This is a genomic window from Microbispora cellulosiformans, assembly GCF_008728085.1.
GTDB lineage: Bacteria > Actinomycetota > Actinomycetes > Streptosporangiales > Streptosporangiaceae > Microbispora > Microbispora amethystogenes.
In genome coordinates, this window is the sequence record NZ_VYTZ01000003.1 from 166,681 (window position 1) to 188,034 (window position 21,354).

The window sequence follows — 21,354 nt, forward strand, 5'->3', positions numbered from 1 at the left end:
CTTGGACCGCCAGCAGGAATTCGTCCTCCGCACGCTCGAAGAGCGAGACATCCGGTTCATCCGGCTGTGGTTCACCGACGTGCTCGGTTTCCTGAAGTCGGTGGCGATCGCCCCGGCCGAACTGGAGGGCGCCTTCGCCGAGGGCATCGGGTTCGACGGCTCGGCGATCGAGGGCTTCTCGCGGGTCTACGAGTCGGACATGCTGGCCAAGCCCGACCCCTCGACGTTCCAGATCCTGCCGTGGCGCAGCGAGACGCCGGGCGCCGCCCGCATGTTCTGCGACATCCTGATGCCGGACGGCTCGCCGTCGCACGCCGACCCGCGTTTCGTTCTCAAGCGGACGCTGGCCAAGGCGGCCGACATGGGCTTCACCTTCTACACCCACCCCGAGGTCGAGTTCTTCCTGCTGCGCAACCGGCCGGAGAAGGGCAGCAGGCCCGAGCCGATCGACGAGGGCGGCTACTTCGACCACACCCCGCACAGCGCGGGCCACGACTTCCGCCGCAACGCGATCATGATGCTGGAGTCGATGGGCATCTCGGTGGAGTTCAGCCACCACGAGGGCGCCCCGGGCCAGCAGGAGATCGACCTGCGGTACGCCGACGCGCTCACCACCGCCGACAACATCATGACGTTCCGGCTGGTCATGAAGGAGGTGGCGCTGGAGCAGGGCGTGTGGGCCTCGTTCATGCCCAAGCCGTTCACCGACTACCCCGGCTCCGGCATGCACACGCACATGTCGCTGTTCGAGGGCGACCGCAACGCCTTCTACGAGCCCGGCTCCGACTACCAGCTCTCCAAGATCGGCCGGTCGTTCATCGGCGGGCTGCTGAAGCACGCCGCGGAGATCACCGCCGTGTGCAACCAGTGGGTGAACTCCTACAAGCGGCTGTGGGGCGGCGCCGAGGCGATCGCCGGAGCCGGCGGCGAGGCCCCCGCGTACATCTGCTGGGGCCACAACAACCGCTCCGCGCTCGTGCGGGTGCCGATGTACAAGCCGCACAAGGGCGGATCCACCCGCATCGAGTTCCGGTCGCTCGACTCCTCCTGCAACCCCTACCTCGCCTTCGCCGTCATCCTGGCGGCCGGGCTCAAGGGGATCGAGGAGGGGTACGAGATGCCGCCGGGGGCCGAGGACGACGTCTGGGCGCTGACCAGCGCGGAGCGGCGGGCACTCGGCATCCAGCCGCTGCCCCAGTCGCTCGACGAGGCCATCGCGGCGATGGAGCACAGCGAGCTCGTCGCCGAGACGCTCGGGGAGCACGTCTTCGACTACTTCCTGCGCAACAAGCGCTCGGAGTGGCAGGAGTACCGCCGCCAGGTGACCGAGTACGAGCTCGGCCGCTACCTGCCGGTGCTCTGATCCGCCGCCCGGCCGGGCGTCACGGCGACGTTACAGGTTGCAAATCTTCCTGACACTCCCGTCTGTTTAACTGTTTCCTATGCCGGAACAGTAAAATCGGCACACTTGTTGCGACCCTTACGGGTGAGCCGTATCGACGTGACTCAGGGAGGGCGTGGCCATATGACGGCGGCTGCGGGGCTGCAGACCGTTCTGACCGTACCGAAGCGCTTCCGGGGACCCGAGGGCACCGCCAACGGCGGATGGATCGCGGGCACCCTCGCCGGCACGCTGACGGGGGCCGGTCATGAATCTCCGGTGGAGGTCACCCTCCGCAGACCGGTCCCGCTCGAAACCGGGCTGACACTCGAACAGGTCGGCAACGCCGTCGTCCTGAGCGGGGGGGAGAGTGGCGGTGAGAGCCATCTCGCCGAGGCCATCCCCGTCGCGGAGCCGCTGACGCCGCCGCCGTTCGTGTCGTTCACCGACGCGGCGCGGGCGGAGGCGGGCTTCCCCGGGCGGGACGGCCACGCCATCGCGGGCTGCTTCGCCTGCGGGCTGCGCGAGCCGGGCGACGGCCTGCGGATCTTCCCCGGTCCGGTGGACGGCACCGACCTGGTGGCCGCCGGATGGCGGGTGCCGTTCAACGTCACCGACGAGCAGGGCGTGGTCCCCGGCTCGATCGTCTGGGCGGCGCTCGACTGCGCCACCGGGTGGGCGCACCACCGCGCGTTCACCGGCGCGGAACCCGCCCGGCCGCCGCTCCTCGGGCGGCTCACCGGGCAGGTGTTCCGCCGGGTCTACCCGATGGGCAGGTATTCCGTCGTCGCCCGCGCGACCGGCCGCGAGGGCCGCAAGATCTTCGGCACGAGCGCGGTCTACGAGGTGGACGGCACGCTGGTGGCCGCCGCCCAGGCGACCTGGATCACCCCCAAGTGACCAAGTGACCCAAGTGATCAGTCGGCGGTGAGGCGGGCGGCCACGAGCGCGGCGCAGCGGGGATCGAACAGGATCGTGTAGTGGTTGCAGTCCGGCACGACCTCGTCGCGCAGCCCCGGCAGTTCCGCCTTCCACCGCGCGGTGAGGTCGTCGGGCAGCAGCCCGACGTCCTGGTTCAGCAACCCCCTCGGCGCGCGGAGCAGGAGCGGCGCGGGCTCGATCGCCTTCAGCGCCGCGCCGATCTCCGCGTGTCTCGTCAGCGGCCAGCGGCCGTCCTGCCGGACGGCCTCCTCGCGGACGCGTGACCGCACGGCGCCGTCCGGTCCGGTGGCGTCGTAGCGGACGTACTCCTCGACCGCCGGAGACCAGTTCTCCGCCAGCGCGGGATGGGCGCGGAACAGGTCGAGATACGCCTCCACGTCCGGGAAGGTCTGGGAGAGCCGGGCGATGGCGGGGCCGAGCGTCGCCGCCATCACCGCGTCGGGGTCCGCGCCCGGTGGCAGCGGGAGCGGGAGGCCGCCGTCCACCAGCACGACCCGGGCGTAGCGCCACCCCCCGGCCCCTGTTCGAGCGGCGCCGTGCAGGGCGGCGACGTAGGCGCCCATCGAGTGCCCGGTGAGCACGCTGGTGCCGTCCGCGCCCACGTGCTCGGCCACCAGTTCCAGGTCGTCGGCGTGCCGGTCCAGGCCGTACGGGCCGGGCAGGCCGGCGCTGTGGCCGCGGCCGCGCAGGTCGGCGGCGATCAGCGACCAGCCGGGCGGCAGCGCGTCGCCCACCGCGCGCCAGGACATGAGGGAGGCGCTGATGCCGTGCGCCGCGATGATCAGGCGGGGGCCGTCGCCGAACCGGGCGATCCTCAGCCGCCCGCCGGGGACGGCGACTTCGTCGAACTTCATGAGCGGACTGTACGGTACGACCTGCTCAGGTATCGCCTGTCCTGTTATGTGTCTTTAAGCTGCCCGCTATGGGTGAACGTCTGCTCGTCATCGAGCACGAGGCCGAGGCGGGCCTGGGCTACTTCGCCGGCTGGCTGGAGGCCGCCGGCGTCGGCGTCGAGGTCGTCCGGCCGTACAAGGGAGAGGCGGTGCCCGCGACCGCCGGCGGCGGGCTGCTCGTCCTCGGCGGCGCCGCGGCGGCGTGGGACGACGAGGGATATCCGTGGCTGCCCGCGACCAGGGACCTGCTCGCCCGCGCGGTGGACGGCGGCGTGCCGGTCCTCGGCATCTGCCTCGGCGCCCAGCTCATGACCATGGCCTGCGGCGGGACCGTCGAGCGCGGCGACGCGGGCCCGGAGATCGGCCTGTGCGAGGTCGAGCGGCTGCCCGAGGCGGCGGACGACCCGCTCCTGTCCGCGCCGCCCGGCGTGACGGCGCTCCCTGAGCCGGTGCCTTCCCGGACGGCGCCGCTGCGGGCGGTGCAGTACCACCACGACGCGATGACCACGCTGCCGCCCGGCGCGGTGCGGCTCGCGACCGGGGCGCGGTACGCCAACCAGGCCTACCGGCTCGGCGACCGCGCCTGGGCGGTGCAGTTCCACCCCGAGGCCACGCCCGCGATCTTCACCTCCTGGGCCGAGAGCGGCGATCTTCCGCCGGAGGCGGCGGCAGAGCTGAACGCGCAGGTCACGGCGGCCGGACGGGAGCTCGAACAGACCTGGCGGCCGCTGGCCGAGGCGTTCGCGGCCCAGATGACGGGGCTGTGACGCGGCTCTGACCTGCCGTCCCGCCGCGCCGGACAGGGGCTAAGGGGCGCGGGCAAACCGCGTGATGCGCCGATTACGCAGAGAAACCGCTAAGGACGCCGCACAACCCACCGGGTTACCGTGTGCGCGAGCCCGGCACGTGCCGAGCTGCGACATCCATGGACGCCGGGAGGCGTCCGGTCGAGAATCGGGTCCCGAGGGGGGACCGATCTCTGCGAGGAGGCGTCCATCCCTGTGTACGGTTACTGGGAAGGCATGTCTCGGGGGACCGACGTGATCGACGTCGGGGTGGAGGAAGGAACGGTGAACGCGGCGCCGCGGATACAGACGACGGCCGGGCGCCTGGCCGCACTGGGATTCGCCGACGGCGCGCGGGCCGAACGGTTGCTCGACGACCTCGGCCCCGAGGCGGTCGGCGATTTCGCGCTGCTCGACGACCTGGTCAGGGCGGCCGACCCCGATCTCGCGCTCACCACGCTGAGCCGCCTGGTCGAGCGGGACCCGAGCGTGCTCGGAACGTTCCGCGACGATCCCGCCCTGCGCCACAGGCTGCTCGGCGTGTTCGGGATCAGCGCGGCGCTCGGCGAGCACGTCGTACGGCACCCGGAGTGCCTGGCGGTGGCCGGGTCGCCGCAGTGGCCGGTCGCCCGTGAGCTGTGTGAGGAGATGCTGCTGGCGGTCGGCGCGGACCCGGACGACGCCGAGCCGGTGGCCGGCGGGGCCGCAGTGGGCGCGGCCGAGCCGGGGGCGACGGCCCAGGCGATGGACGCGCTGCGCGTCGCCCACCGGACCAGGCTGCTCGACCTGGCCGCCCGGGACGTGACCGGCGAGTGCACGCTCGCGGAGACCGCGGCCGCGCTGGCCGACCTGGCCGCCGCGTCGCTCGACGCCGCCCTCGCCATCGCCAGGGCGGAGGTGGCCGGCGCCGGTGACGTGCGGCTGGCCGTCATCGGCATGGGCAAGTGCGGGGCGCGCGAGCTGAACTACATCTCCGACGTCGACGTCGTCTTCGTGGCCGAGCCCAGGGAGGGCGTCGACGAGACCAAGGCGCTGCAGATCGCGACGCGGCTCGCGCAGGGCATGATGCGGGCCTGCTCGTCGAGCACCCGTGAGGGCGCGCTGTGGGAGGTGGACGCCAACCTGCGTCCCGAGGGCAAGATGGGCCCGCTCGTCCGCAGCATGGAAAGCCACCTGGCCTACTATCGCCGCTGGGCCAAGACCTGGGAGTTCCAGGCTCTGCTGAAGGCCCGGCCCGTCGCCGGCGACCTGGAGCTCGGCCAGCAGTACGTGGCCGCGGTCAACGACCTGGTGTGGCAGGCCGCGGCGCGGCCCAACTTCGTCGAGGACGTGCAGTCCATGCGCCGCCGGGTGGAGGCGCACGTGCCGGTGGGCGAGGCCGACCGGCAGATCAAGCTGGGCCCCGGCGGGCTGCGGGACATCGAGTTCGCCGTCCAGCTCCTGCAACTCGTGCACGGCCGCTCCGACCCGCTGCTGCGCCGCAGGGCGACGCTGTCGGCCCTCGCCGCCCTGTCGCGGGGCGGCTACGTCGGGCGTGACGACGCCAAGGCCCTCGCCGAGGCGTACACCTTCCTGCGGCAGGTCGAGCACATGCTCCAGCTGCACCGGCTGCGCCGCACGCACGTGGTGCCGTCGGACACCGCCGACCTGCGGCGCATCGGCCGCGGGCTCGGCATGACGACCGACCCGGTGGGCGAGTTCACCACCACCTGGAAGCGGCACGCGCTGGAGGTGCGGCGGCTGCACGAGAAGCTGTTCTACCGGCCGCTGCTGCAGGCGGTCGCCCGCCTGCCGGAGTCCGAGGCCCGCCTGTCCACGGCCGCCGCCACCGCGCGCCTCCAGGCGCTCGGGTACGCCGACCCCGAGGGCGCTTTACGGCACATCGCCGCGCTCACCAGCGGCGTCTCCCGCCGCGCGGCCATCCAGCGCACGCTGCTGCCGGTCATGCTCGGCTGGTTCGCCGACGCCCCCGACCCGGACGCCGGGCTGCTCGGGTTCCGCCAGGTGAGCGACAAGCTCGGCAGCACGCCGTGGTACCTGCGCCTGCTGCGCGACGAGACCGCCGTGGCCGAGCGCCTCGCCCACCTGCTCGGCACCAGCAAGTACGTCACCGGCCTGCTGCTGCACGCCCCGGACGCGGTCGGCATGCTGGGCTCGCCCGCCGAGCTCGCCGTACGGCCGGCCGCGACGCTGGCGGGCGAGGCCGCCGCAGCAGTGAGCCGCTACGCGGAGGACGCCGAGACCGCCGTTGCCGCCGCCCGCGCGCTGCGCCGCCGGGAACTGCTCCGTACGGCCTGCGCCGACCTGTCCGGCCTGATCGACATCGAAGAGGTCGGCCAGGCGCTCTCGTCGCTCAACGACGTGACCATCCAGGCGGCGCTGGGCGCGGCGATCAACAAGGTCACGCTGGAGCGGCGGGAGTCGTTCCCGACCCGCATCGCCGTGATCGCCATGGGCCGCCTCGGCGGCCTGGAGAGCTCCTACGCCAGCGACGCCGACGTGATGTTCGTGCACGCGCCGCTGCCCGGCGTGGCCGAGCGGGACGCGACCGACGCGGCCCACGCGGTGGCCGAGGAGACGCGCAGGCTGCTCGCGCGGCCCGCCCCCGACCCGCCGCTGCAGATCGACGCCGGGCTGCGGCCGGAGGGACGGCAGGGGCCGCTCGTCCGCACGATCGCCTCCTACAAGGCCTACTACGACCGCTGGGCCTCGCACTGGGAGGCGCAGGCGCTGTTGCGCGCCCGGTTCTGCGCGGGCGACGCCGACCTCGGCCGGGAGTTCACGGCCCTCGTCGATCCGCTGCGCTACCCGGAGGGCGGCATATCGGTCGACGCCGTACGGGAGATCCGCAAGCTCAAGGCCAGGATGGAGGCCGAACGGCTGCCGCGCGGCGCCGATCCGGCCCTGCACACCAAGCTCGGCAGGGGCGGGCTGACCGACGTGGAGTGGGTGGCCCAGCTCATCCAGCTGCGGCACGCGGGAGCGGTACCGGCGCTGCGCACCACGCGCACGCTGGACGCGCTGCGCGCGGCGGCGGCGGAGGACCTGCTCGACGCGGCCGACGAGGCGGTGCTCGCGGAGGCGTGGCTGTTCGCCTCACGCATCCGCGACGCCCTGATGCTGGTGCGCGGCCGGGCCGCCGACAGCATCCCCACGCTGGTCAAGGAGCGGCTGCTGCTCGCCCGGGCCCTCGGCTACCCGCCCGAGGGAACCGAGGACTTCGTGGAGGACTACCGGCGCGCCACGCGGCGGGCCAGGACCGTCGTGGAGCGCGTCTTCTACGAGGGCTGACCCCCACCCTGGCTGCCCCCCACCCTGGCTGACCCCCGCCGCCCGGCGGGTCCCCCGTCTCCGGGACCCGCCGGGCGCGGCCGCCGTCCCCCTTGTCCAGATCCCTCGCGACTCTCCGGGTCCTTCTCGGCCCGCTGTCTCCCGACGGGCCGGCACGCGCGGCCTGGCTTCGACGGTCCGGCATGCCTGGCGCCGCGCGACCGCGGCTTTGTTTCAGGTTTCATTCATCCCGCAACCCCCGGCTGGGAGCCTCATTGAGTACGACTCATCGCCTGCCAGTGGCGGACTGAGGGAGACGAATGCTGAGGTAGATCGTGATATCTGGTGAGGTAGAGAGCTTCCGGGCCACGCTCCCCGACGTGCGGAGCCGGAAATAGGCATGCACAAGCGCCTTGACTGACTTCGCTGATCACCTCGTAATTAGTACTCAAGCCACTGGGCCCCCGGTGACCCGGCCAGGACGGCGACCGCGGTTGGTAGCTCCGCGGGCACTCGCCTGGCCGGCCTGTCCGGCGTCCTCGGCCCACCACGAGACGCGTCGCGCACTCCCTGGAGAACACGTGAACCATCGTGACAAGCCGCGCCGGCACGGCCTTTTCCCTCGGGCGGCGGTGCTGAGACCGCTTGTGACCGGGATCGCCGCGGCCGTGACGGCGGCGACGGCGGTCGCCGCCGCCCCTGCGATCCCGGCTCTCGCCGCCACGACGACCCTGTACGTGTCGCCCTCCGGAACCGGAGGCGCCTGCTCCTCCGCGGAGCCGTGCTCCCTGGACGCGGCGCAGACGGCGGTCCGGTCGCAGAACGGCTCCATGTCCGGCGACATCGTCGTGCAGCTCGCCGACGGCGTGTACCGGCGCACCTCGCCGCTCAGGTTCACCGCCGCCGACTCCGGAAGCGACGGCTACCGGGTCGTCTGGCAGGCGGCGCCGGGGGCGCGCCCGGTCATCAGCGGTGCCAGGCAGGTCACCGGATGGACCGTCGCCGACTCCGGGAAGAACATCTGGAAGGCGAGCGTCGGCACCGGGATCGACACCCGGCAGCTGTACGTCGACGGCCGCATGGCCACCCGGGCCCGTACCACGGTGAACCGGGCCGACTTCACCGCCACCGGCACCGGCCTGCGGTTCAGCAACAGCGCGCTGAGCTATTTGAACAACCTGGCCGGCCAGAGCCGGATCGAGCTGGAGGGCATCGGCTCGTTCACCGACCGGTACGTGCCCGTGCAGAGCATCTCCGGCAACTTCATCACGATGAAGCAGCCGGCCTGGAACAACAACACCTTCGGGTACGACACCATCGTCAACCCCTACCGCAAGGGACCGATGTACCTGGAGAACGCGTACGAGTTCCTGGACTCGCCCGGCGAGTGGTACCTCAACACCGGCACGGGGGTGCTGTACTACATCCCGCCGTCCGGGAAGAACATGAGCACCGCGGACGTGGAGCTTCCCCTCCTGCAGTCACTGGTGCAGCTCGGCGGCACCTATGCCGCGCCCGCGCACCACATCACCTTCTCCGGCATCACGTTCACCGGGACGAGCTGGCTGGGGCCCAGCAGCAACCAGGGGTACGCCGACCAGCAGACGGGGGCGTACATCTCGGGCGACTGGAACTGGCCGAGCAACGCGCTGTCGTCCTGCCAGTACGGGTGCACGCAGTTCGAGTCGGTGCGTCCGCACTGGAACCAGATGCCCGCGGCCGTCCAGGTGTCGGCGGCCAACACGATCAGCTTCGTCCGCGACCGGTTCCTGAACCTGGGCCAGACGGCGCTGGGCATCGGCAACGACGCCAACGCCCACGCATCCGGCGTGGGGCTGGGGGCAAGCTCGATCACGGTGACGGGCAACGTGTTCGCGTACAGCGCGGCGGGCGCGGTGGTCGCGGGCGGAGTGCAGGCCGACGCGCACCATCCGAGCGACTCCCGGATGGTCAACCGCGACCTCACCTTCACCGACAACCTGGTGCACGACATCGGCGTGGACTACCGGGGCATCACCTCGTTCCTGCCCACCTATGTCACCAACGCCACGATCTCGCACAACGAGATCTACAACATGCCGTACCTGGGGGTCGCCTTCGGGTACGGATGGGGCTCCAACGATGCGGGCGGCAGCCCCGACTACACGAACCGGGGCCTGTACAACTACCAGCCGCGGTACTCGACGGCGACCACCGCGTCGAACAACAAGATCACGCAGAACTACGTGCACGACGTCATGCAGCAGATGAACGACGGGGCGTGCGTCTACACTCTGTCGGCCAACCCCGGCGGGCAGATCAGCGGCAACTACTGCCTGAGGGCGGGCACGGGCCAGTTCGGCCTGTACTTCGACGAGGGGTCCCGCTCCATCACGGCGACGAACAACGTCTTCGACGGCAGCTGGTGGATGTTCGCCCACGGCAACTACCAGGGCGGCAACAACACCGGAGCCCTGACGGTCACCAACAACTGGGCGTCCAGCAGCTCCACCGACGTGACGAACGGCGACCACGGCAACACCGTCTACGGCAACACCACGGTCACCAACGGCAACTGGCCGACCGGCGCGCGGTCCGTCATGTCCGCCGCCGGGCTTGAGGCGGCCTACCAGGACATCAAGAACGAGACCGTTCCGTCGCCGTCGCCGTCGGCCTCTCCCTCGTCCTCGCCAAGCCAGTCTCCGAGCCAGTCTCCGAGCCAGTCTCCGAGCCAGTCTCCGAGTCAGTCCCCGAGTCAGTCCCCGAGCCAGTCGCCGGGCGGCGGGGGGTGCGCCGCCGCCTACCGGGTCGTCAACGAGTGGCCCGGCGGCTTCCAGGGCGAGGTGACGGTGCGGAACACCGGCGCCACCGCCACCACCTCGTGGTCGGTGAGCTGGACGTTCCCCAGCGGCCAGACCATCACCCAGGTCTGGAACGGCACCCTGTCCCAGAGCGGGTCCGCGGTCTCGGTGAGCAACGTCTCCTACAACGGCGCCCTCGGGGCCGGAGCATCGACCACGTTCGGCTTCACCGGCTCCTCCAGCGGGAGCAACGGTGCTCCGGCATCCCTGACCTGCACCGCCTCCTGATTTCATGATCCGCGCCGGCGCCTGGGCGATCCGCCCCGGCGCCGGCGCGGCCCGTTTCCGGGGGCGCGCATCTGGGCGCACGGCCGCAGGCGTGTGTCCTGAGGATGGATCACGGCGGGTGTGTGCGGTCCGACCTGGATGGCGGCGGGCATCGCGGTCCGCGGGCGCCACAGGGGGTGCGGGTACCGCCACGGCTACGGGGCACCTCGACGGCTACGAGCGTGCGGTAGGGGATTACCGCCCTCCGGCGATGCTTGCGGCGTTATGACCCATATGTGTGCGGATCGGAGCGTTGCCATCGCAGCCCGTGACGGTGTATCAACGGGGACGGGTGATCTCTTTGATCTCGTATTACGCCGATCTCGCCATCGGGCTGATCCTGGCCTTCCTGCTGCTGTCGCTTCTCGTCAGCGGCATCAACGAGGGCATCGTCAGGCTGCTCGGCATCCGCAGCAAGTTCCTGTGGGCCTATCTCCGTGACACGCTCGACGGCGCGGAGACGGCCGACGGCACCTCGCGGCTCGACCGGATCGTGGACGTGCTGAAGAGGCTCGTACGCCGGATCAGCACGCCGCTCACGGCGGCGCCGTCGCCGGGGGAGGGGCGCTCGCGCCTGCCGGCGACCGTGCTGGGGGTGTTCGCGCGGCTGCCGTTCGGCCGGGACCCGCGGCCCGCCTTCAGCCAGGAGCCGCCGCCCGCGCAGAGCCCACCGCTCGCGCCCGCCACCGGGACGGTCGCGGCCGAGCAGATGATGGCCGCCGAGCAGGCGACCGCCGACCAGGCGGTCGTACGGCAGGACGCCACCGGGTCGCCGGACGGCGGCCCGGCGGCCGGCTCAGTGTCCGGCCCGGTGGGCGGTTCTGTAGGCGGCTCGGCGGGTGCGTCGGTGGACCCCGCGCACTCCGCCGATCAGGCCGACCCCCTGGAGCAGACCGTACTCACCCTGGACGCGAGCACCCGTGACGCGGGCGGGACGGACGCGCGCGTGGCGGACGCGACCGCCGTCGGCGGGGTGGCCGATGCGGTGGCGGTCGATGCTGCGGTGGACGGCGCGGCGGTGGACGGCGCGGCGGTGGGCGGGGTGGCGTTGCCCGGCGAGGGCAAGTCGATGGCCGAACTGCTCCACGAGCGCCTGCAGGAGATCGACCACTCCAAGCGCGGCCGGACGAGCATCGCCGACATCCCTCCGGCGCGCTTCGCCGTCGCCGTCCTGGAGATCGCCACCGAGCACGGCGGCGTCGAGGCCCTGATGCGCGACCTCGACGCGCTCAACAGCCCGCTCTCCCGGCCGCTCAAGGCGGTGTGGAACAGGGCCAGCCACGACCTGGAGGCGTTCCGGCGCGGGGTGGAGGACTGGTTCGACGGGGAGATGGAGCGGCTCACCCTGCTCTACCGCCGTTACGTGCGCTGGGTCATCGCCGCGCTCGGCCTCGTCGTCACGCTCGTGTTCGGCCTGGACTCCCTGGAGTACGGCAAGACGCTGCTGCAGGACAACGCCTACCGCAGCGAGGTGACCGCCTTCGCCCAGTCGGGCCCCCAGGCGCTGGAGCCGCTGCGCGAGCGGTGCGCGCCCGCACAGGACACGTACGCGTGCGTGACCGACGTGCTGAGCACCCCGGCGTTCGTCAAGATCTTCACGCACGCCCCCGTCAGCGTCAGCATGGACGCCGGCGGCCCGGTCTGGGAGTGGCACGCCGAGGACTGGTGGCGGCGTCTCACGACCCCGGGCCACTGGCCGGGACTGCTGCTCACCCTGGTCGCCGTGCTGTTCGGCGCGCCGTTCTGGTGGGACATCCTGCGCCGCGTCAGCGGCATGCGCAGCCGATCCCAGGGCTCGTCCGGCTGACCTTCCCGACCCGGTAGTGACGAGGGCCGCCGGCTCGTCCGCGTGGAGGACGGCCCTCCCGCGACACGGGCGCCGTGTCACAAGGAGTTGACCTGGAGCACACTCCAGATGATGGAATGCCCGACCGGGCGTGATCGCGCCCGCGACGCATCGATCACCACGGGGGCACGGATGACGGACTCTCCTGTCGCATTGATCACCGGGGGCGGCAGCGGCATCGGGGCGGCGACCGCCCGGCGCCTGCTCGACCGGGGGCACCACGTGAGCGTCACCGGTCGTGACAAGGGCCGCCTGAGGCGTTTCGCCGAGTCGATCGCCGACCCCGGCCGCCTGCTGACGATTCCGGCCGACGCGTCCGACTACGACGCCGTCCTGTCGGCCGTCGAGACGACGGTGAAGGAGTTCGGGCGGCTGGACACCGCCGTCGCCAACGCGGGCTTCGCCACCCACGACACCCTGGCCGACGGAGACCCGGCCGGGTGGCGGGAGATGGTGCTGACCAACGTGCTCGGGCCCGCCCTGCTGATCAGGGCGGCGCTGCCCGCGCTGAAGCGGTCGAAGGGCCGGATCGTCCTCGTCGGCAGCGTCGCCGGGTTCGTCAACACCCCGGGCAACATCTACGGCGCGACCAAGTGGGCGGTGACGGGCCTGGCCGAGAACACCCGGCGCATGGTGACCGCCGACGGCGTGGGTGTCACCCTGATCGCTCCCGGACGCGTGGAGACCCCGTTCTGGGACGGGCTGGGGGCTCTGCCCGAGGGGAACCTCCTCACCGCCGACCAGATCGCCGACGCCATCGTCTGGGCCGTCGGGCAACCGGCCGGAGTCGACGTCAACACCGTCGTCGTCCGGCCCATCGGTCAGCCCACCTGACGGGCACGGCGGCGCCGGTTCAGTCGTAGTCGAGGCACACGGCGTACCACCTGTCGGTCAGGCGGTCGACGCTGGAGAAGTCGAGAAGCCCGGCGCCTCCGTGCGGGCTGTAGGCGAACCCGCATTCCTCCAGAAAGCCGCCGGAATCGGCCATCACCAGCTCGGTCATGCCGTCCTGCCGGAAAACCTGGCCCACCGTGAACAGCCCTACGTGATCGCTCGTGCTCTCCCAGCGCTTCTCACCGGGCACGGACTCGACGTATTTCGTGAGGGCGGGTTCGGAGACCAGGAAAGCCGCCTTCATCGGCACGTCCAAGGCCGCCAGCGCGAAGGTCACAAGCGCGGCGAGGGGCGGAGCCAGGACCCAAAGGCTCCGCCGGTAGTCACGGAACAGGAGAGCCCCGAGCCATACCAGCCCGGACAGCAACCAGGCGGGTATCGCGGCCAGGACCAGCGGAAAGTAGCCGCCGGGGGGCATCACGGCCATCAGGGTCACAATCGCGGTCGTGATCACCGGAATGGTGAGCGCCGCGAGTCGCCAACGGCTCCAGCGCGTACGGCCGCTGTCCGGTTGTGTCTCCTGCCGCGCCGTCGCCCGCACATTGTTCCTTTTTCGAGGACCAGAAAACCACTGGACGGTACGAATATCTCAGGGCAATGGTGGTGTGCATGCGCCAAGAGGAGATCTGGGATGCCGAGGCCGCCGGACGCTATGACACGCCGGGCCGGGGCATGTTCGCGCCCGAGGTCCTGGGGCCGATGGTGGATCGTCTCGCCGAGCTCGCGGGGGACGGACGGGCCCTTGAGTTCGCGATCGGGACCGGGCGCGTGGCCGTCCCGCTCGCTGAGCGGGGAGTGCCCGTCACCGGCATCGAACTGTCCCCTCCGATGATCGAACAACTGCGGACGAAGGCGGACGAGGCGACCACTCCCGTGATCGTCGGTGACATGGCGACGGCCGTCGCGCCGGGGGAGTACTCGCTCGTCTACCTCGTCTACAACACCATCTCGAACCTGCTCACCCAGGCCGAGCAGGTCGCCTGCTTCCGCAACGCCGCGCGTCACCTCGCGCCCGGCGGCCGGTTCGTGATCGAGCTCGGGGTGCCCGAGCTGCGGGCGCTCCCACCGGGACGGGAGGCCGTGGTGTGGCACTCGGAGCCCGGCTACATCGGCCTGGACACCTACGATCTGCTGCGCCAGCACCTCGTGTCGCACCATTTCACGTTCGACGAGAGCAGGCAGGCCACCCTGTTCCGCAGCCCCCACCGCTACATCTGGCCGTCCGAGCTCGACCTCATGGGCCAGTTGGCCGGCTTCGAGCTGGAGTCGAGGCACGCGGACTGGGCCGGCACCGAGTTCACCGCCGAGTCGCCCTCGCACGTCTCCGTCTACCGCCTCCCGCCGGACCGGACGGCGTAACCGCTCTTTCGTCCGCTGTGCGCTTCGGCATCCGCCATCGGCGAGTGGCGAGGGCCGCGAGCACCGCCCCGGCAGTGTTCAGGATGACGTCGTCCACGGAGCTCACCCGCCCGAGCCGCAGGACGTACTGAAGGATTTCGACGGTGAGCGAGGCGGTGGCCGCGACGGCGGCGACCGCCCTGAGCGACGCGAAGCGCGCCGAGCGAACCGGGAGCATCGCACCGAGTGCCGCGAACACCAGGAGATTTCCCCCGATCTGTACGAACGCCGCCCCCGGCGGCATTCGCGTGATCTGGTTCGCCAGATCGAGCAGGGGGATGAGCTGCACGCCCTGCCCCGTCCCGGGCGTGAGGATCATCCAGATCCACGGAGCGGTTCCGGCGACCATGGCGACATCGGCGACGGCCGTACGACGGGGGAAGGGGTGCCCCCTCCGGCCCCGATGGCGCGCGAGCACGAACGCGAGCAGAGCCGCGACAGGCAGGGCCACGACAGCCGCCCCGACGACGTGCCCCCACACGTTCCACGCCTGATCCACTCGATCATGATGACATCGACGGGCACGCGAAAGGCCATCGGCCGGCGCCGTGGTGGGGCGCCGGCCGATGGCCTTTCTGCGGACGCGAAGTGCGCCGGTCGTGACCCTGGCGGATTCCCTGCCCGGGTCGGCGGCTCAGCGGATCACACGTCGTAGTAGAGCTCGAACTCGTGCGGGTGCGGGCGGAGGCGGATCGGGTCGACCTCGTTCTCGCGCTTGTAGGAGATCCAGGTCTCGATGAGGTCCGGCGTGAACACGCCGCCCTCAAGCAGGTAGTCGTGGTCGGCCTCGAGCGCGTCGAGCACCTTCTCCAGCGAGCCCGGCACCTGCGGGATGTTGCGGGCCTCCTCGGGCGGAAGCTCGTACAGGTCCTTGTCGACCGGCTCCGGCGGCTCGATCTTGTTGCGGATGCCGTCGATGCCGGCCATCAGCATGGCGGCGAAGGCGAAGTACGGGTTGCAGGACGGGTCCGGCACGCGGAACTCGATGCGCTTGGCCTTCGGGTTCGACCCGGTGATCGGGATGCGGACGCAGGCCGAGCGGTTGCGCTGGGAATAGACCAGGTTGACCGGGGCCTCGTAGCCGGGCACCAGGCGGTGGTAGGAGTTCACCGTCGGGTTGGTGAAGGCCAGCAGCGACGGGGCGTGCTTGAGCAGGCCGCCGATGTAGTAGCGCGCGGTGTCCGACAGACCGGCATAGCCGACCTCGTCGTAGAACAGCGGCTCGCCGTCCTTCCACAGCGACTGGTGGCAGTGCATGCCGGAGCCGTTGTCACCGAAGATCGGCTTGGGCATGAACGTGACCGTGCGGCCCGCCTGGATGGCCGTGCTCTTGATGATGTACTTGTACAGCATCAGCTTGTCGGCCGTCTGGAGCAGCGTGCCGAACCGGAAGTCGATCTCGGCCTGGCCGGCCGTGCCCACCTCGTGGTGCTGCATCTCGGTCTCGATGCCGGCCTCGATGAGGTTGCGGACCATCTCCGAGCGCAGGTCGGTGAAGTGGTCCATCGGCGGGACCGGGAAGTAGCCGCCCTTGTAGCGGGGCTTGTAACCCAGGTTGCCGCCCTCGGAAGCCTTGCCGGTGTTCCAGGCGCCCTCGATGGAGTCGATGTAGTAGTAACCGGCGTTCTGGCGCGTCTCGAAGCGGACGTCGTCGAAGATGTAGAACTCGGCCTCGGGGCCGAAGTAGACGGTGTCCGCGATGCCCGTGCCCTTGAGGTACTCCTCGGCCTTGCGCGCGACGTTGCGCGGGTCGCGGCTGTAGGCCTCGCCGGTCAGCGGGTCGTGCACGAAGAAGTTGATGTTCAGCGTCTTGTGCTGACGGAACGGGTCGATCACGGCCGTCGTGGGGTCGGGCAGCAGCAGCATGTCCGACTCGTGGATGGCCTGGAAACCACGGATCGACGATCCGTCGAACATCAGGCCGTCGGTGAAGACATTGGAACCGAAGTTCTCGGACGGGAAGGTGAAGTGGTGCGTCGTCCCCGGCAGGTCCGTGAACCTGACGTCAACGAACTGCACACCCTCGTCCCGAATGTAATTGAGGACGTCATCGGCGGAGTTGAACACTCTCGAACCTCCCAGGGGCATGGGCTAGCGCAACCCGAAAATAGGCCGATGCCGTTTCCGCCCCATGTCTCGATTGTTTCGCGCGTGTTAAGGGAAAGCGCTACCCGGGCGGCCGCCGCGTTAACACCGGCCTCGCTCGTCCCCGGCCTCCATCGTACGGCCTTCTCGCAGGTCAGGTGGCATACGCGGCCGGACATGCCGGTCGCCGCGCGACCGCGGAGGCGCGGTCGTACGGGTTGACGGGCTCGCCGGAGGGCCGCGCCTCGCGCGGGTCGCCGGGGAAGTACGGATGGACGAACCCGTCGCCCGTGTCGCAGCTCGCGCCGAACAGCGCCGACCGGTCGCCGTCCAGCCAGACGACCAGCTTCCCGCCCTCCCGGTAGGCGGCGAACTCGCTCCTGTGGTGCTCGACGACCCTCGTCACGGTCAGGGAGTCACCAGGCCGGGTGACCGGATGGACGAACAGGTAGTCGGCCTCGATCCTGACGCCCCCACCGGTCCGCGCGCCGACTGTCGTCGCCCCGGAGACCTTCACGACGTTCCCGGCCGGCTCGGCGGCGCCGGGCGCGAGGCTGAACACCCACGAGCGGGTGCCGGACGGGCCGCTCTCGTCCAGGCCGCTCAGGAACGTCTCGCGCTGCCGGGGGTGCAGCAGGCCGGCGAACCGATCCGGCCGGCCGCCGCGGACCGTCGCGGGGTCGAGGTGCGCGGCCGACAGCAGCCGCCGCACCCGCAGCAGTGCGCGGCCGACCTCGTCCTCCGTGAGCCCGCCCAGCTTTCGGGCCGGCGGCATGACCAGCCCCTCCTCGCCGTCGGCGAACCCGGCGGCCGGGGTGCCCGTGAACGGGCCGGCGGGCGCCGGGTCGAGGTCGGCGAGGCCCTCCTCGCCGTCGGGGATCGGCGTCAGCACCGGGCCGGGCCGGGCGACCACCGCGCCGGTGACGAACCGGTCGTCGTCGCCGGGCGCCGTGCCGCCGACGCCCAGCCGCTCCAGGGCGTCGGGCCGTACGGTGACGACGAGCCCCACGACCAGGACGGCGGCGGCGATCGCCACCAGCACGGCCGGCAGGCGGCGCCGCCTCGTCCGGCGGGTGAGCGGGTCCCGCTCCGCCGCCGTGATCATGCTGCGGATCTCGTCCTCGTCGAACTGCGCGACCAGCGCCTCGAAACGCGCGTCGATGTCATCGGGGTCCGCCGGCCGCACGGTTCCCTCCAAACGCCTAAGTCGTAAATGGCCCACCATACAGGGCATTTGATGGGTTCGACCTGCCCATCATGGACGGCTTCGCGGCCGCACGCCAGGGCGGTGACCCTCCCCGATACGCTGGTGAACCATGAGTGACCGGCAGCCGCGTTGGACGCAGACCTGGCTCGGCGGCACCCGCGCCGCCGGGATCGACCTCGGCTACCCCGGCGAGCGGCTCGGCCTGCCCGAGCACGGCCCCGGCGCGGTCGCGGGCTGGGGGCGCAGGCTCGGCGCGGTCGTCGTCGACTGGCTCCTGTGCACGTGGGCCATCGCCGGTGGTCTGCTGCGTGCCCGCGGCGCCGACGTCGGCGCGGTCGGCCTCGGCGTGTTCGCCGCGGAGTACGTCCTGCTGGTCGGCACGATCGGGATGACCCTGGGGATGCGGCTGTTCGGCATCCGGGTGGCCGGGCTCGACGGCGGGCGGCCGCGCTTCCTCGGCGTACTGATCCGCACGTTCCTGCTGTGCCTCGCCGTACCCGCCCTGATCTGGGACCGCGACCGGCGCGGCCTGCACGACCGCGCGTCCGGCACGGTCGTCGTCAACCTCTGACTGCCCGGTACGGGACCGGTCTGTGCGGGAACGGTCTGTGCGGGAACGGCCCGGCCCGCGGTCACGGTTCGACGAGGCCGGCCCGGATGGCGTAGCGGGTCAGGTCGAGCCGGTCGCGCATGCCGAGCTTCTGCAGGATGTTCGCGCGGTGCCGGTCGACGGTCTTCGCGCTGATGAAGAGCGTCTCCGCGATCTCCTTGGCGGAGTTGCCCTCCGCGATGAGCTTGACGATCTCCTCCTCGCGGGGCGTCAGGATGCTGTCCGGCACCCGCTCGCCCTGCCGGGCGCGCTGGAGGTAGTCGCGGATGAGGGCGGTGACCGCGCCGGGATAGAGGAAGGGCTCTCCGCGCATCGCCGCCCGGCAGGCCTCCAGCAGGTCCTGGTCGGCGACCGACTTGAGCACGTAGCCCGACGCGCCGGCCTTGAGCGCCTCGAAGAAGTACTGCTCGTTGTCGTACATTGACAGGATCAGGATGCGGATGCCGGGGGTGCGCCGGGAGATCTCGCGTGCGGCCTGGATCCCGGTCATGCGGGGCATCGCGATGTCCAGGATGGCGAGGTCGACCGCCTCGGAGCGGGCTGCCTCGACCGCCTCGGCGCCGTCGGAGGCCTCCGCGACCACCGTGAGGTCGGGCTCGGCGTCGAGGATCAGCCGCAGTCCGCGCCGGACCAGCGCGTGGTCGTCCGCCAGCAGGATGCGGGTCCTGGTGCTCTCCACCGCTCAGTTCTCCTTCACCACGTGTGGGGGGACGACGACACCGGACGGGACGACGAGACGGGAGGGGACGTCGAGACGGGAGGGGACGTCGAGCCCGGGGGGACGACGAGACGCACGTCCGTGCCGCCGCCGGGCGGGGAGTCGACGGTCAGCCGGGCGCCGATGAGCAAGGCCCGCTCGCGCATCCCGCGGATGCCGGCGCCCTCGGTCTGGGCGCCCCCGCACCCGTCGTCGGCGATGCGCAGGATGAGCCGCCCGTCCTCCTCGGTGAGAGACAGCTCCACCTGCCGGGCGCGGGAGTGCCTGGCCACGTTCGTCAGCCCTTCCTGCGCGATCCGGTAGAGGACGAGTTCGACCTCCTCGCTGAGCGCGGGCAGCCGCGGGTCGACGTCGCGGGTGATCCGGATCCCGCTCGCCTGGGAGAAGTCGCTGCCGAGCGCGCTCAGCGCGCTGTGCAGGCCGAGGTCGTCGAGGACACCCGGCCGCAGCCGCCTGGCGACCTGCCGCACCTCGTCCAGGCTGGCCCGCACCGTCTCCTGCGCGGAGCACAGCTCTCCCCGGAGCTCCTCGGGCGCGCGGTCCACGACGCGCTTGAGCTCCAGAAGCGCCACGGTGAGGCTCTGGCCGATCTCGTCGTGCAGCTCCCGCGCGATCCGCCGCCGTTCACCCTCCTGCGCGGCCAGCGCGTGCGCGCTGCTCGCGCTGCGCTCGGCTTCGAGCCGTTCGAGCATCTCGTTGAACGTGCCGATGAGCTGGGCGAGGTCGCCGTTTCCGCTGTCGGTCAGCCGGTCGCCCGCCCGCAGCAGGTCGACCCGCCGCATGAGGGTGGTGAGCGCGTCGAGCGGGGCGAGGCTCCTGCGGATCAGCAACGCGTTGGCCGTGATGATCAGGGCCAGCCCCACGGTCAGGACCGGTATCTCGGTGAGCAGGACCGGTGAGGACACCGTGGCGGGGGAGAGCGCGAGCACCAGCGTCCCGGCGGTGAAGACCAGTCCGTTGATCACGAACAGCCGCCAGAACAGGGCCCGGGCCGGGCGCCGCGGCCGCGGCGCCGCCGGCGGACGGCCGGTTCGCCGGTCGTCGTGCCGGTCGGTGCGCTCGTTCACGTCTCCCAGCCTGCTCGTCGTCGTACGCGGGTGTCCATGCGGGGTGCTCCCCATCTCGTGGGGGTCCCTACATGTCATACCTCTCCCGATATGGGTGCCGGACCCGATGGTCCCCGGCCGGGCCAGTGCGAAGACTGGAACAGCAGGAACGACGGACGGGAGGTATCCGAGATGGACGTGACCAGCGCCACCCTGCCCGGCGTCGCCACCGTGCACCAGTGCGTCACCCGCGACGGCCGGCGCTTCGGGGTGCTCGTCGAGAAGTCCGGCCGCCGGCGACTCCTCGTCTACGACCCCGCGGAGCCCGACACGGTGCTGCAGGCGATCAGCCTGGAGCAGTGCGAGGCCGACCAGCTCGCGGACATCCTGCACAGCAGGCCCGTCCTCGACCGGCTCGCCCATCTCGAACGTCGATTCACCGAGTTCACCCAGACGGCGTGCACCAAGGCGGCCCGATGACCATGGCAAGGAACCTCCGTCTCCCCGATCGATGTGATGACCTGATGCAAGCGCGCGAAGTCGTCGTGAACCTGCCGACGGTGACCGTCCACGACCCCGTCTCCCGGGCCGTACGGATCATGGTGCTGAACCGGATGCCGGGCCTGATCGTGGTGGACGACCGGAGACGGCCGAGCTGGGTGCTGCCCGGCACGCAGGTGCTGCGTCTCACGGTGCCCGGGGCCTACCAGGAGGACGCGGCGCTCGCCCGGGCGATCGACGAGGCCCACGCCGACCGCTTCTGGCACGAACTGGCCGGCATCACGGTGGGAGACTGCCTGCCGCCCCAGCCGCCCAGGCCGGTGACGGTGCCCCTCGACGCGACCCTGCTCGAAGTGGCCGCCCTCATGACCCGGCTGCGCAGCCCCATCGTCGCGGTCGTCGAGCGCGACGGCGCCCTGGACGGGGCGATCACGCTGGAGCGGCTGCTCACCAGCCTGGCCCTCGTCCCGCCGGGCGACTGACCGCCACGAGCGGGCCGCCGCGACCGCCGGAGTCTCCGGTCCGCCGGAGTCTCCGGTCCGCCGGAGCCCCGGTCAGCCGGCGCCCCCAGGCCCCCGCGGCCGCCGGTGCCCCCGGGCCGCGGGGGCCGCCCCCGCCTTTCCCGGCTGTCACGTCGCCCGCCGCGTCGCCGTCGCGCCTTCCGCGGCGCT

General features: G+C 71.5%; 18 protein-coding genes. 11 read left to right on the forward strand and 7 right to left on the reverse strand.

Translation table 11 applies throughout. The features are described from left to right. Position 1 precedes the first annotated feature (1 nt). Together glnA (F5972_RS08795) and F5972_RS08800 are read left to right on the forward strand one after the other, a co-directional pair. On the forward strand, positions 2-1,363 hold the full coding sequence (glnA, locus tag F5972_RS08795) for a type I glutamate--ammonia ligase (protein ID WP_150933360.1): 1,362 nt from the start codon (positions 2-4) through the stop codon (positions 1,361-1,363). 162 nt (positions 1,364-1,525) lie between these two features. Beyond that, positions 1,526-2,281, forward strand: coding sequence for a hotdog fold domain-containing protein (locus F5972_RS08800; RefSeq protein WP_150932925.1), 756 nt, complete (start codon positions 1,526-1,528; stop codon positions 2,279-2,281). A gap of 17 nt (positions 2,282-2,298) precedes the next feature. Here F5972_RS08800 and F5972_RS08805 read toward each other — a convergent pair whose 3' ends face one another. Further along, entirely contained in the window at positions 2,299-3,177 is an 879-nt protein-coding gene (locus F5972_RS08805) for an alpha/beta hydrolase (RefSeq protein WP_150932926.1), read from the reverse strand. A 68-nt stretch (positions 3,178-3,245) separates the two neighbouring features. Between F5972_RS08805 and F5972_RS08810 the strand changes: the two genes are divergently transcribed. From F5972_RS08810 to F5972_RS08830, 5 genes are all read left to right on the forward strand, one after another. Continuing rightward, positions 3,246-3,983: a type 1 glutamine amidotransferase gene (locus F5972_RS08810; RefSeq protein WP_150932927.1), complete on the forward strand. Its 738-nt coding sequence runs from the start codon at positions 3,246-3,248 to the stop codon at positions 3,981-3,983. A 255-nt stretch (positions 3,984-4,238) separates the two neighbouring features. Next, a complete protein-coding gene (locus F5972_RS08815; RefSeq protein ID WP_150932928.1) occupies positions 4,239-7,292 on the forward strand; it encodes a bifunctional [glutamine synthetase] adenylyltransferase/[glutamine synthetase]-adenylyl-L-tyrosine phosphorylase in 3,054 nt (1,017 codons plus the stop codon). 611 nt (positions 7,293-7,903) lie between these two features. Further along, positions 7,904-10,339 carry a cellulose-binding domain-containing protein gene (locus F5972_RS08820; protein WP_225311285.1) on the forward strand — a complete coding sequence of 812 codons (2,436 nt, stop codon included), beginning with the start codon at positions 7,904-7,906 and terminating at the stop codon, positions 10,337-10,339. 340 nt (positions 10,340-10,679) lie between these two features. Next, positions 10,680-12,185 (forward strand): hypothetical protein, encoded by a 1,506-nt coding sequence (locus tag F5972_RS37070; RefSeq protein WP_191910029.1) that lies wholly within the window; start codon positions 10,680-10,682, stop codon positions 12,183-12,185. A 171-nt stretch (positions 12,186-12,356) separates the two neighbouring features. Beyond that, complete coding sequence (locus F5972_RS08830) at positions 12,357-13,058, forward strand: SDR family oxidoreductase (RefSeq protein ID WP_150932929.1); 702 nt, start codon at positions 12,357-12,359, stop codon at positions 13,056-13,058. A gap of 19 nt (positions 13,059-13,077) precedes the next feature. On the opposite strand, the gene F5972_RS08835 is transcribed toward F5972_RS08830, so the two are convergent. Then, positions 13,078-13,545 carry a hypothetical protein gene (locus tag F5972_RS08835; RefSeq protein WP_150932930.1) on the reverse strand — a complete coding sequence of 156 codons (468 nt, stop codon included), beginning with the start codon at positions 13,543-13,545 and terminating at the stop codon, positions 13,078-13,080. A gap of 182 nt (positions 13,546-13,727) precedes the next feature. Here F5972_RS08835 and F5972_RS08840 point away from each other — a divergent pair, with 182 nt between their 5' ends. Continuing rightward, entirely contained in the window at positions 13,728-14,477 is a 750-nt protein-coding gene (locus F5972_RS08840; protein WP_150932931.1) for a class I SAM-dependent methyltransferase, read from the forward strand. Here F5972_RS08840 and F5972_RS08845 read toward each other — a convergent pair. From F5972_RS08845 to F5972_RS08855, 3 genes are all read right to left on the reverse strand, one after another. Continuing rightward, complete coding sequence (locus F5972_RS08845; protein WP_150932932.1) at positions 14,416-15,015, reverse strand: VanZ family protein; 600 nt, start codon at positions 15,013-15,015, stop codon at positions 14,416-14,418. The two genes, F5972_RS08840 and F5972_RS08845, sit on opposite strands and share 62 nt — an antisense overlap. A gap of 143 nt (positions 15,016-15,158) precedes the next feature. After that, the gene (gene glnA / locus F5972_RS08850; protein ID WP_150932933.1) at positions 15,159-16,583 is read right to left on the reverse strand and encodes a type I glutamate--ammonia ligase; all 1,425 of its coding nucleotides are present in this window, start codon (positions 16,581-16,583) and stop codon (positions 15,159-15,161) included. A 172-nt stretch (positions 16,584-16,755) separates the two neighbouring features. After that, positions 16,756-17,787 (reverse strand): hypothetical protein, encoded by a 1,032-nt coding sequence (locus F5972_RS08855; RefSeq protein ID WP_150932934.1) that lies wholly within the window; start codon positions 17,785-17,787, stop codon positions 16,756-16,758. 130 nt (positions 17,788-17,917) lie between these two features. Between F5972_RS08855 and F5972_RS08860 the strand changes: the two genes are divergently transcribed. Beyond that, positions 17,918-18,379 carry an RDD family protein gene (locus F5972_RS08860; protein ID WP_150932935.1) on the forward strand — a complete coding sequence of 154 codons (462 nt, stop codon included), beginning with the start codon at positions 17,918-17,920 and terminating at the stop codon, positions 18,377-18,379. Between the two features lie 61 nt (positions 18,380-18,440). On the opposite strand, the gene F5972_RS08865 is transcribed toward F5972_RS08860, so the two are convergent. Next, entirely contained in the window at positions 18,441-19,097 is a 657-nt protein-coding gene (locus F5972_RS08865; RefSeq protein WP_150932936.1) for a response regulator, read from the reverse strand. A 14-nt stretch (positions 19,098-19,111) separates the two neighbouring features. Further along, a complete protein-coding gene (locus tag F5972_RS08870; protein WP_225311287.1) occupies positions 19,112-20,203 on the reverse strand; it encodes a HAMP domain-containing sensor histidine kinase in 1,092 nt (363 codons plus the stop codon). Between the two features lie 171 nt (positions 20,204-20,374). Between F5972_RS08870 and F5972_RS08875 the strand changes: the two genes are divergently transcribed. Beyond that, positions 20,375-20,662, forward strand: a complete 288-nt coding sequence (locus F5972_RS08875; RefSeq protein ID WP_150932938.1) for a hypothetical protein — start codon at positions 20,375-20,377, stop codon at positions 20,660-20,662. Between the two features lie 44 nt (positions 20,663-20,706). Further along, complete coding sequence (locus tag F5972_RS08880; protein ID WP_150932939.1) at positions 20,707-21,165, forward strand: CBS domain-containing protein; 459 nt, start codon at positions 20,707-20,709, stop codon at positions 21,163-21,165. Positions 21,166-21,354 lie beyond the last annotated feature (189 nt).